Source organism: Microbacterium sp. K41 (assembly GCF_004794395.1).
Taxonomy (GTDB): Bacteria; Actinomycetota; Actinomycetes; order Actinomycetales; family Microbacteriaceae; genus Microbacterium; species Microbacterium sufflavum.
In genome coordinates, this window is record NZ_SSDO01000110.1 from 1 (window position 1) to 10,272 (window position 10,272).

Sequence of the window (10,272 nt, forward strand, 5' to 3'; positions counted from 1 at the left end):
TGATCTCGGGGCGCACGTGCGGCGCGCGCTCCGGCACCAGCTCGGTCACCGCGGCCGGGGTGAGCTCTTCGAGCGGGGCCGAGATCGCGGCCTTGCGCAGCAGGTCCTTCACGTCGCGGCGCTGCTCGGGGAGCACGACCGTGACCACCGTGCCCGCGGCGCCGGCACGCGCGGTGCGGCCGGAGCGGTGCAGATAGGCCTTGTGCTCGACGGGCGGATCGACGTGCACCACGAGGTCGACGTTGTCGACGTGCACACCGCGCGCCGCGACATCCGTGGCCACGAGCACGCGCACCCCGCCGTCCTCCGGAGCGGTCGAGAACGCGCCGAGGTTGCGCTCGCGCGCGTTCTGCGAGAGGTTGCCGTGCAGGTCGACCGCGGGGATGCCGGCGGCCGTGAGCTGCTTGGCGAGCTTCTTCGCCTGGTGCTTCGTGCGCGTGAACAGGATGCGACGGCCGGTGCCGGACGCCAGGTCGCGCACGAGCACGGTCTTGTTCTCGGTAGAGTCGACCACCAGCACGCGGTGCGTCATCTCGCCCACGGGCACGCTCGCCTCATCGACCTCGTGGCTGACCGGGTTCGAGAGGAACCGGCGGGCGAGGGTGTCGATGCCGCGGTCGAGGGTCGCGCTGAACAGCAGGCGCTGACCGTCGGCGGGCGTCGCCGCCAGGATGCGGGTGACGCCGGGGAGGAAGCCGAGGTCGGCCATGTGGTCGGCCTCGTCGAGCACCGCGACCTCGATCGCGCTCAGACGCACGACCTGCTGCTTCATGAGGTCTTCGAGGCGACCGGGGCAGGCCACCACGATGTCGACGCCGCCCTGCAGCGCTTTCTCCTGCGGACGCTGGCTGACACCGCCGAACACGGTGGTGACGCGGAGCCCGACGGCCTCGGCGAGCGGGGCGACGGTGGCGGCGATCTGCGTCGCGAGCTCTCGGGTCGGCGCGAGCACCAGGCCGCGGGGGAGCCCGGCGCGGCGCTTGGTGCCCGAGGCCGCGAGCCGCGCCACGAGCGGAAGGGCGAAGGCGATGGTCTTGCCGCTGCCGGTGCGTCCGCGACCGAGGAGGTCACGGCCGGCGAGCGAATCGGGAAGGGTGTCGCGCTGGATCGCGAACGCCTCGGTCTTGCCGGAGGCGGCGAGAACGGCGGCGAGCTCGGCGGGAACGCCGAGATCGAGGAAGGAAGGCATGCAGAAAACTCCGTCAGCGCCCGACAGGGGCGCGGTAGTGGGGTGAGGTGGGCGAGGACGCGGCGGATCGCGCGTCCGTTCGCCGTACGTATGGCCAGTTCGGGCTGGTGATGGGAGCGCCAGGCGCTCGCTTCGGTCCTCGGAGACCCCTAGACGACGACGATGCTGACCGGCCGGCGGCGCGAGCAGCGGTGTCAGTCTACCAGTGGCGGCATGCCGGAGGCCGCATGCCCGGTGTCAGGCGTGCAGCGCGTCGTTCAGCGTGACCCCGACGCCGGCGCGCTGGACCGCCTCGACTGCACCGGTGAGGGAGTTGCGGCGGAACAGGAGGCCGTCGCGGCCGGACAGCTCCGCGCCCTTCACGGTCGGACGGCCGCCGTCCGGAGTGACCGGGCCGTCGGCCAGCACGATCTTGGTGCCAGCCGTGACGTAGAGCCCGGCCTCGACCACGCAGTCGTCACCCAGCGAGATGCCGATCCCCGCGTTGGCGCCCAGGAGCGTGCGCGACCCGATCGAGACACGGTGCGTGCCGCCGCCGGAGAGCGTGCCCATGATGGAGGCGCCGCCACCGATGTCGCTGCCGTCGCCCACGACGACACCCTGCGAGATGCGGCCCTCGACCATGGAGGCGCCGAGCGTACCGGCGTTGAAGTTCACGAAGCCCTCGTGCATCACGGTGGTGCCGGGGGAGAGGTGGGCGCCGAGGCGCACGCGGGACGCGTCGGCGATGCGGACACCGGCGGGCTGGACGTAGTCGGTCAGGCGCGGGAACTTGTCGAGCCCCTGCACCTGGATGCCCGCCCGCTGGAGCTGCGGGCGCAGACGGGCCGCGTCGGACGGCAGGACAGGTCCGGCGTTCGTCCAGGCCACGTTCGGCAGGTGGGCGAAGATGCCGTCCAGGTTCAGCTCGTTCGGGCGTGCGACCAGGTGCGACAGCGCGTGCAGCCGCAGGTATGCGTCCGCGGTGGAGGCGGGGGCGGCGTCGAGGTCGACCTGGAGCTGGACGACCTCGACCGTCACGTTGCGGCGCTCGTCCGGCCCGGCGAGCGGGACCAGGGCGTCGACCGCGGCCGCGGCGTCCTCGGTCGAGGGGGCGACGGTGCGCACCTCGGGGAACCAGGCGTCCAGGACGGTGCCGTCGCCGGCGGTCGTGGTCAGTCCGATGCCCCACACAGTTCTCGCGTCGCTCATACCTCCACGGTATCGCGGGCCGACCCGGGCCTCCGCCCGCATGACGACGGTCGGTAGGCTGAGGGCATGGTGCTCGATCTGACCGCGTCCTCTGCTGCCCTCACCCGCGCGATCTGCGACATCCCGAGCGTCTCGGGCGACGAGAAGACGCTCGCCGACGCCATCGAGCAGGCCGTCGCCCCCCTCGCGCACCTCGAGGTCATCCGGCACGGGAACACGATCGTCGCCCGCACCGACCGCGGCCGAGACCGTCGCGTGGCGATCGCCGGCCACATCGACACCGTGCCCGTGAACGGTAACCTTCCCACGCGCGACATCGAGGTCGACGGCGAGCCCTACCTGTGGGGGCGCGGCACGGTCGACATGAAGGCGGGCACCGCGGTGCAGCTGAAGCTCGCGGCCGAGCTGACCGACCCCGCGGTCGACATCACGTGGATGTGGTACGACAACGAAGAGGTCGAGGCGACCAAGAACGGGCTCGCGCTGCTGGCGGCGGCACGTCCCGACCTGCTCCAGGCGGATTTCGCGATCCTGGGCGAACCGTCGAACGGCGAGGTCGAGGGCGGCTGCAACGGCACGCTGCGGGCGATCGTGCGTACCTCGGGCGTCCGCGCCCACAGTGCCCGGGCGTGGATCGGCGAGAACGCCATCCATCGCGCCGCGCCCATCCTCACCCGTCTGGCCGAGTACCGCGCTCGGGAGGTCCCGGTCGAGGGGCTGCTGTACCGCGAGAGCCTCAGCGCCGTCCGCATCGCCGGCGGGGTGGCGGGCAACGTCATCCCCGACGCGTGCGAGGTCGAGGTCAACTACCGCTTCGCGCCCAGCAAGTCGGCCGCCGACGCCGAGGCCCACGTGCGCGCGGTGCTCGCGGGGTTCGACGTGGAGATCACGGATGCGGCCGAGGGGGCACGCCCCGGGCTGGACGCCGACATCGCGCGGGACTTCGTGGCGGCGGTGGGCGCCGAGCCGCGACCGAAGTACGGCTGGACCGACGTGGCGCGCTTCTCGGCGCTGGGCATCCCCGCCGTGAACTACGGCCCCGGTGACCCCCACCTCGCCCACCACGACGAGGAGCGGGTGCCGCTCGCGCAGATCGCGGCGGTCGAGCAGGGCCTGCGGGCATGGCTCACCTCGCACTGAGCACGGCACGTCGCTGGGCCCGGCTTCCCCTTCCGCTGCGCATCGGCCTGATCTATCTCGGCGCGCGCGTCGTGACGACGGGGTTCCTGATCGCGGCGGCGTCGCTGTCCACCGTCTTCTCGCGCTTCGGCGGTGACGCGGGCCTGATCGACTTCGTGCTCGGCTGGGACGCCCAGTGGTACTGGCAGGTGGCCGTCCACGGGTATCCGAGCGAGCTGCCGCTGACCGACGCCGGCGAGGTCGCCGAGAACGCGTGGGCGTTCATGCCGGTGTTCGCATACGCCGCGAAGGCGCTCGGTTTCGTGCTCGGCTCCTGGGGAGCGGGAGCGTTCGTGCTCGCCCTCGTCGCTGGCTACCTGGCCTGCCTGGCGCTGCACCGCCTGCTGCGCGATCGCATCGGCAGCGGGGCCGCGCTCTGGGCGGTCGTGTTCTTCGCCGCAGGGCCGCTGGCCGCGATGTTCCAGGTGGGCTATGCGGAGACGCTGTTCCTGCTGCTGCTGTTCCTCGCCCTGGACGCGACGATCCGCCGGCAGTACGCGTGGCTGTACCTGCTGATCCCGGTGATGGGCTTCACGCGACCCGGGGTTCTGGCGTTCGCGCTGTACCTCGGCCTCCACGGCATCCTCCGCTGGATCCACCGCCGCGACGATCCGCTCGCGCTGCGCGAGGTGGTGCACATCGTGGCGGCCGGCGCGCTCGCCGTCGCGACCGGCTTCGCGTGGCAGGTGATCGCCGCCGTCGTCACGGGCGACCCCGGGGCGTATCTCGCGACCGAGCTCGCCTGGCGCCGGCACTGGATCGTGGGCGGCGTCGACGGCTTCGTGCCGTTCGAGGGGTGGGTGCAGGCGTCGCAGTTCTGGTTCTCGCTGTGGGGGCTTCCCGCCGCGGGGGGACCCGTCGCGCTCGTGCTGCTCGTGGTGGCCGCGGCCCTCGCGCTGCTGTTCGCCCGCCCGGTGCGGGCACTGGGTGCGGACCTGCGCCTGTGGAGTGCGAGCTACCTGCTGTACCTGCTGGCGGTGTTCTTCCCGCAGTCGAGTACGTTCCGGTTGCTGCTGCCGCTCAGCCCGGCGTGGGGCGCGGTCGCGGTGCCCCGGTCGCGCGCCTGGCGCCTCGGCGTGCTGGTGCTGTGCCTGCTCGGTCAGTGGGTGTGGATCTACAACGTGTATGCGCTCGGCAGCACGTTCTGGCAGGTTCCCTGATCGCGCGGGAGAACGGGATTGTGTCGGCGTGACGTCCACGGCGCGGTGTCACCCGATAAACTCGTTCCATACCACCGGAGGAAAGGGAGCCACGATGGCAGCGATGAAGCCGAGGACCGGAGACGGACCGATGGAGGCCGTGAAAGAAGGACGACTCATCATCGTGCGCGTTCCGCTCGAGGGTGGCGGCCGCCTGGTCGTCTCCGTGAACGACGCCGAAGCGAAGGAGCTCCACGACGTGCTGGGTGCCGTCGTGACGCCGGCCTGATCGAACCGGGTCCGCTCGTGCGGAACCAGGAGGGCGATGGATCCGCGGATCCATCGCCCTCTTTCGCTGTTCCGGCCCCGTGCCCGCGGTCAGTCCTGGTCGTCGAGGCGCACCAGCTGCAGCAGTCCCTCACCGGCCGGCGACACCGTGGCCAGCACCGCGGAGGACTCCTGGGTCGCCTGCACCAGCGAGCGGTAGGCGGAGGTCACGTCGTCGCGCTGCACGGGGTCGGCCACGCGACCGCCGGCGAGGATGCGCGGCACGAGCACGAGCCCGCCGACCCGTGCGAGCCGCAAACCGTGCTCGACGTACTCGATCACGTTCTCCGGGTCGGCGTCGACCAGCACGATGTCGTAGGAGGACTCGTTCATGCGGGGGAGCACGTCGCTCGCGCGACCCGTGATGAGGCGGGCGCGGGTGGACGGGACGCGGGCGTCGGCGAACGCCTGGCGTGCCGCGGCGAGATGCTCCGGCTCGTTGTCGATCGTGGTCAGGACGGCCTGCGGGGCGCCGCGCAGCAGCCAGAGGCCGGACACGCCGGCACCGGTGCCGATCTCGACGATCGACCGCGCCCCCGCAGCGGCGGCGAGCACGGCGATCTGCGAACCGACCGCGGCGCTCACCGGGGCGGCACCGAGCTCGACCGCGTGCGCGCGCGCCCTCGCGAGGGAATCCGGTTCGACGATGGATTCTCGAAGGAAGCGCGCGTTGGCGTCGTGCTCGCTCATGGCCTGACTCTCCCTGCCTGCGTGGGTGATGCCTCCAGGGTATGGGCTGTCTGCGCGCAGACTCCGCAGGCGCGGCGGTAGCCTGGTCACATGACGTTCGGTCTGACCTTCGAGAAGCTGCTGCTGATCGGCCTCATCGCGGTGCTGATCATCGGACCCGAACGTCTTCCCCGTGCGGCCGAGAGCTTCGCGCGACTCGTCCGCAAGGCCGGCGAGTACCTGCGCGACACCAAGTCGCGGATGCGGGAGGAGATGGGCCCCGAGCTCGACGACGTCGACTGGCGCAAGCTCGACCCGCGGCAGTACGACCCCCGGCGCATCATCCGCGACGCCCTGTTCGAGGAGCCCCAGCCGACGACCCCGGCCGCGGTCGCCGCCACCATCGCGGAACCGGTGGCCCCGCGCACCGCGCCGCCGGTGTTCGACGCGCAGAACCGTCCTCCGTTCGACTCCGAGGCCACCTGACCCGACGGCTCAGGAGACGCGGGATCGCAGGCGCGCGATGTCGTCGTCGCTCAGCAGCACGCGGGGGATCGCGGTCGCGACCGCGGCATCGCGCACCTTGAGCAGCACGGCGTCGCGCCCGACGCGGACGTGCTGGAACTCGGAGTAGGGGATCTCGGAGCGCCGCCGGTCGCTGCCCAGCTGCAGCCGGTCGTCCTCCAGCGCCACCCACACCACGCTCTCCACGGGCATGGCGGCCCGCACCGCACGGCGCGCGCTGGACACCGACAGCAGCACCGCATAGAGGCCGAGGGCGACCGCGACCGCCGGAGTGAAGGCCACGATGGCGGACGTCTCCTGCCCGGCGCGCGCGGTCGCGGTGAGGTTGAGCACGCCGATGATCAGGGCGGCGGCCAGCGCCAGCCACATGACGATGGCGACCGGGCGCGTGAGGGTGTAGATCGCGGCGTCCCTCGCCATGTGACGGAGCAGTCTCTCGTCCACGGTCACGGAGCGGTGCGGCATCCGGGCATCCTCCACGGGTCAGGAGATCGACATCGGCAGCGGTCGACCGGCGAGGCCGCGTCCCTGTCGTCCGAGCTGTGCGGCCAGAGTGCGGATGGCGGTCGCCGCCGCGTCGTCCGGCTCGGCGATCACGACGGGGTCGCCGACGTCGCCGCCCCGCCGCAGCGCGGGGCTGAGCGGGATCGAGGCCAACAGCGGCACCGGGGAGCCGGGTTCCGACAGGGCCTCGGCGACCGCCGCCCCGCCGCCCGCGCCGAACAGGTCGACCACGGTGCCGTCCGGGAGCGTGTACGCCGCCATGTTCTCGACCACGCCGATCACCCGCTGTCCGGTCTGCCGCGCCACCAGTCCGCTGCGGATCGCCACCTCCGATGCGGCCGCCTGCGGCGTCGTCACCACGAGGACCTCCGCGTGGGGGAGCAGCTGACCGATCGAGATCGCGATGTCTCCCGTGCCGGGCGGCATGTCGATCAGCAGCACGTCGAGGTCGCCGAAGAAGACGTCGGTGAGGAACTGCGACACGGTCCGATGCAGCATGGGCCCGCGCCACGCGACGACCGACTCGCCGTCGCGCAGGAACATCCCGATCGAGATCGCCTTCACGCCGTGCGCGACCGGGGGCAGCATGAGGTCGTCGATGCGCGTGGGCTGCGTGCCGGCGGGGATGCCGAGCAGACCGGGGATCGAGAACCCGTGCACGTCGGCGTCGACGAGGCCGACCGCGAGCCCGCGCTGGGCGAGAGCGACCGCGAGGTTCGCGGTGACGGTGGACTTGCCGACGCCGCCCTTCCCGCTGGACACGAGGATCACGCGCGTGAGCGACTCGGGTCCGAACGGCATGTGGCGCGGCGGGCGACCGGCGCGCAGCTTCTCGGTCAGCGCCTTCCGCTCGGCGGGGGTCATGACCCCCACGTCCACCTCGACGGTCTCGATGCCGGGCACCGCGGCGGCCGCGGCGCGGACATCCCGCTCGATGCGGTCAGCGGCGGGGCACCCGACGATGGTCAACGCGATCCCGACGTGCGCGACGGTGCCGTCGACCTCGATGTCCCGCACCATGTCGAGCTCACCGATGGGGCGTCGCAGCTCCGGGTCCGTGACGGCGGAGACGGCGCTGCGGACGCTGTCGGCCGCGGTCATGGGGTCGCGCCGCCCGCCGGCTCGTCCTCGGCGTCGTTCAGCTCGGCCAGCAGCGCCTTCAGCTCCTGGCGCAGCACGTCTCGGGTGACCGCCTGCGAATTGCGCTCCTCGAGCGCCATGCGCAGCGCCACGATCTCCCGCGCCAGGTACTCCGTGTCGGCGAGGTTGCGCTCGGCCCGCTGGCGGTCCTGCTCGATCTGCACGCGGTCGCGGTCGTCCTGCCGGTTCTGCGCGAGCAGGATCAGCGGGGCGGCGTACGAGGCCTGCAGTGACAGCATGAGCGTGAGCGCCGTGAACCCCAGGGCCGCATCGTCGAAGCGCAGGTGGTGCGGCATGAGCGTGTTCCACCCGATCCAGAGGATGCAGAACAGGCTGAGGATCACGAGGAAGGCGGGCGTGCCCATGGCCCGGGCCACCCACTCCGTGAACCGTCCGAAGCGGTCGCGGGAGGTGGTGCGGGGGCGCGTGGTTCCCCGCCCCGGTGCGTCCAGGCGCGGCGTCGACCGGCTCATCCTCGCCATCAGCGCGCCCCCGTCGTGGGCGACGCGTCGTCGCTGTCGTGCGTGCGCCAGTCGTCGGGCAGCAGGTAGTCCAGCACGTCGTCGATGCTGATGGCGCCGACGAGGCGGTGGGCGGCGTCGACCACGGGGAGCGACACCAGGTCGTAGCTGGCGAGCATGCGGGCGACCTCGGCCGCGGAGGCCGTGACCGGGACGGGTTCGAGGCTGTCGTCGAGGATGGCGCCGAGGCGCTCGTGCGGCGGGTAGCGCAGCATCCGCTGGAAGTGCACGAGGCCCAGCAGGCGTCCGGTCGGGGTCTCGAACGGGGGCAGCGTGACGAACACCGCGGCGGCGAGGGCGGGGTGCAGCTCGTGACGGCGGATGAGCGCCAGGGCCTCGGCCACGGTCGCGTCGGCGGAGAGGATGATCGGCTCCGGCGTCATCAGACCGCCCGCCGTCTCGGGGCCGTAGCGGAGCAGCATCCGGACGTCCTCTGCCTCTTCCGGCTCCATCAGCTCGAGCAGCTGCTCCAGGCGGTTGGGCGGCAGCTGTGCGAGCAGGTCGGCGGCGTCGTCCGGCTCCATCTGGTCGAGGATGTCCGCGGCGCGCTCGTCGCCGAGCCGGTCGAGGATGTGCACCTGCTCGTCCTCCGGCATCTCCTCCAGGGCGTCGGCGAGACGGTCGTCGGAGAGCTCTTCGGCGACCTCGATCATGCGCTGCTGCGGCAGGTCGAGGAGGGTGTTGGCGAGGTCGGCGGCGTGCAGTTCGGAGTACGACGCGACGAGCTGCTCGGCGGACTGCGCCTCGCCCGGCGCCCGCTCCTCGGCGACCTCGTTCCAGGCGGCGAACGTCGTCGGCCCCTTGGCGAAGGGGGAGGCCCCGGTCTTCGGTCGCCGCAGGAAGAGCTGGCTGATGGCCCATTCGCCCAGACGGTTCGGCTCGATCGCCACGTCTTCGATGACGGCGGTGCCGCTGCCGTCGATGAGGCTTACGCGGCGCCCGAGCATCTCGGCGAGCACCCGCACCTCACCGGCGCGCGGTGAGAAGCGGCGCACGTTGATGAGGCCCGTGGTGATGACCTGCCCCGACCGGATCGAGGTGACCCGCCCGATCGAGAGGAACACATGGCGGCGGCCGGGGATCTCGACCACGAGGCCGATCACACGGGGGGCCGCGGTACTTCGATACACGACGACGACATCCCGGACCTTGCCGAGCCGGTCGCCGACGGGATCGAAGACGGCGCACCCTGCGAGGCGCGCGGCGAAGACCCGTTGTGTGCTCACTCGTCCAGCGTATCCCGGGGGTCTGGCCCGCGGCGGCCGCACGCCATCCGCGGCGGCCGTGAGCACGGCATGGAAGAATGGCTTGATGAGCATGCTTAATCGCCCAGCGAACGGCACGGACACCGGCGAGATCGTCGCCTCGATGCGCGACTACGAGAGCGCGCAGAAGACGGTGTCGAAGCTGATCGCCGGAGAGGTGCCGGCGCGGGACATCGCGATCGTCGGGCAGAGCGTCCGCACGGTCGAGCGGGTGACGGGGCGCCTCGGCTATGCCGCCGCCGCCCGATCGGGCGCGATCAACGGCGTGCTGATCGGGCTCTTCCTGTCGGCCATCCTGGTGCTCGGCAACCCCGAGGTCCCCATCCAGCTGTTCGTGGGATTCGTCTTCATCGGTGTCGCGGTCGGCATGCTGTTGAGCCTCGTGACGTACGCGATCGTCCGCCGGCGCCGCGACTTCGCGAGCGTCACGCAGTTCGCCGCCGATCACTACGAGGTCACGGTGCAGGCGGCGTCGCTGGCCAAGGCCCGTCAGGTGCTCGGTGCCACGCGGGTCGCTCCGGTGCGCCCGCCCGTGAACCTGGACGAGCCGCCGCGCTATGGGGAGCGCATCACCCCGGGCGCCGGTACCCCCGCGCCCGCTCCCGCACCCCCGGCTGCTCCGG

The 10,272-nt window shown here is 72.1% G+C and carries 12 protein-coding genes; 5 read left to right on the forward strand and 7 right to left on the reverse strand.

Annotated features, from left to right (window positions below):
• Together DW309_RS02125 and dapD are read right to left on the reverse strand one after the other, a co-directional pair.
• Positions 1–1,189: DEAD/DEAH box helicase (locus DW309_RS02125; protein WP_136044418.1), on the reverse strand; the 1,189-nt coding region annotated here is incomplete at its 3' end.
• A 237-nt stretch (positions 1,190–1,426) separates the two neighbouring features.
• Positions 1,427–2,380 carry a 2,3,4,5-tetrahydropyridine-2,6-dicarboxylate N-succinyltransferase gene (gene dapD / locus DW309_RS02130; RefSeq protein ID WP_136033204.1) on the reverse strand — a complete coding sequence of 318 codons (954 nt, stop codon included), beginning with the start codon at positions 2,378–2,380 and terminating at the stop codon, positions 1,427–1,429.
• A 66-nt stretch (positions 2,381–2,446) separates the two neighbouring features.
• On the opposite strand from dapD, the gene dapE reads away from it, so the two are divergent.
• From dapE to DW309_RS02145, 3 genes are all read left to right on the forward strand, one after another.
• A complete protein-coding gene (dapE, locus tag DW309_RS02135; protein ID WP_136033202.1) occupies positions 2,447–3,520 on the forward strand; it encodes a succinyl-diaminopimelate desuccinylase in 1,074 nt (357 codons plus the stop codon).
• Positions 3,502–4,719, forward strand: coding sequence for a hypothetical protein (locus DW309_RS02140; protein WP_136044419.1), 1,218 nt, complete (start codon positions 3,502–3,504; stop codon positions 4,717–4,719). Before dapE ends, DW309_RS02140 begins: the two co-directional genes overlap by 19 nt.
• A gap of 94 nt (positions 4,720–4,813) precedes the next feature.
• On the forward strand, positions 4,814–4,987 hold the full coding sequence (locus DW309_RS02145) for a DUF3117 domain-containing protein (protein ID WP_136033199.1): 174 nt from the start codon (positions 4,814–4,816) through the stop codon (positions 4,985–4,987).
• A gap of 89 nt (positions 4,988–5,076) precedes the next feature.
• On the opposite strand, the gene DW309_RS02150 is transcribed toward DW309_RS02145, so the two are convergent.
• Positions 5,077–5,715: an O-methyltransferase gene (locus tag DW309_RS02150; RefSeq protein WP_136033197.1), complete on the reverse strand. Its 639-nt coding sequence runs from the start codon at positions 5,713–5,715 to the stop codon at positions 5,077–5,079.
• Between the two features lie 90 nt (positions 5,716–5,805).
• Between DW309_RS02150 and DW309_RS02155 the strand changes: the two genes are divergently transcribed.
• Entirely contained in the window at positions 5,806–6,180 is a 375-nt protein-coding gene (locus DW309_RS02155; protein WP_136033195.1) for a twin-arginine translocase TatA/TatE family subunit, read from the forward strand.
• 9 nt (positions 6,181–6,189) lie between these two features.
• Here DW309_RS02155 and DW309_RS02160 read toward each other — a convergent pair whose 3' ends face one another.
• Genes DW309_RS02160 through DW309_RS02175 form a run of 4 tightly spaced genes read right to left on the reverse strand, consistent with a single transcriptional unit; the run spans position 6,190 to position 9,610 of the window.
• Positions 6,190–6,684 carry a YcxB family protein gene (locus DW309_RS02160; protein ID WP_136035377.1) on the reverse strand — a complete coding sequence of 165 codons (495 nt, stop codon included), beginning with the start codon at positions 6,682–6,684 and terminating at the stop codon, positions 6,190–6,192.
• An 18-nt stretch (positions 6,685–6,702) separates the two neighbouring features.
• A complete protein-coding gene (locus DW309_RS02165; protein WP_136033192.1) occupies positions 6,703–7,824 on the reverse strand; it encodes an Mrp/NBP35 family ATP-binding protein in 1,122 nt (373 codons plus the stop codon).
• Positions 7,821–8,345: a DUF1003 domain-containing protein gene (locus DW309_RS02170; protein WP_136033189.1), complete on the reverse strand. Its 525-nt coding sequence runs from the start codon at positions 8,343–8,345 to the stop codon at positions 7,821–7,823. Before DW309_RS02170 ends, DW309_RS02165 begins: the two co-directional genes overlap by 4 nt.
• Entirely contained in the window at positions 8,345–9,610 is a 1,266-nt protein-coding gene (locus tag DW309_RS02175; RefSeq protein WP_136044420.1) for a magnesium transporter MgtE N-terminal domain-containing protein, read from the reverse strand. The genes DW309_RS02170 and DW309_RS02175 overlap by 1 nt, the downstream gene beginning before the upstream one ends.
• An 85-nt stretch (positions 9,611–9,695) precedes the next feature.
• Here DW309_RS02175 and DW309_RS02180 point away from each other — a divergent pair.
• A partial coding sequence (locus DW309_RS02180; protein WP_136044421.1) for a YflT domain-containing protein occupies positions 9,696–10,272 on the forward strand: 577 nt, incomplete at its 3' end.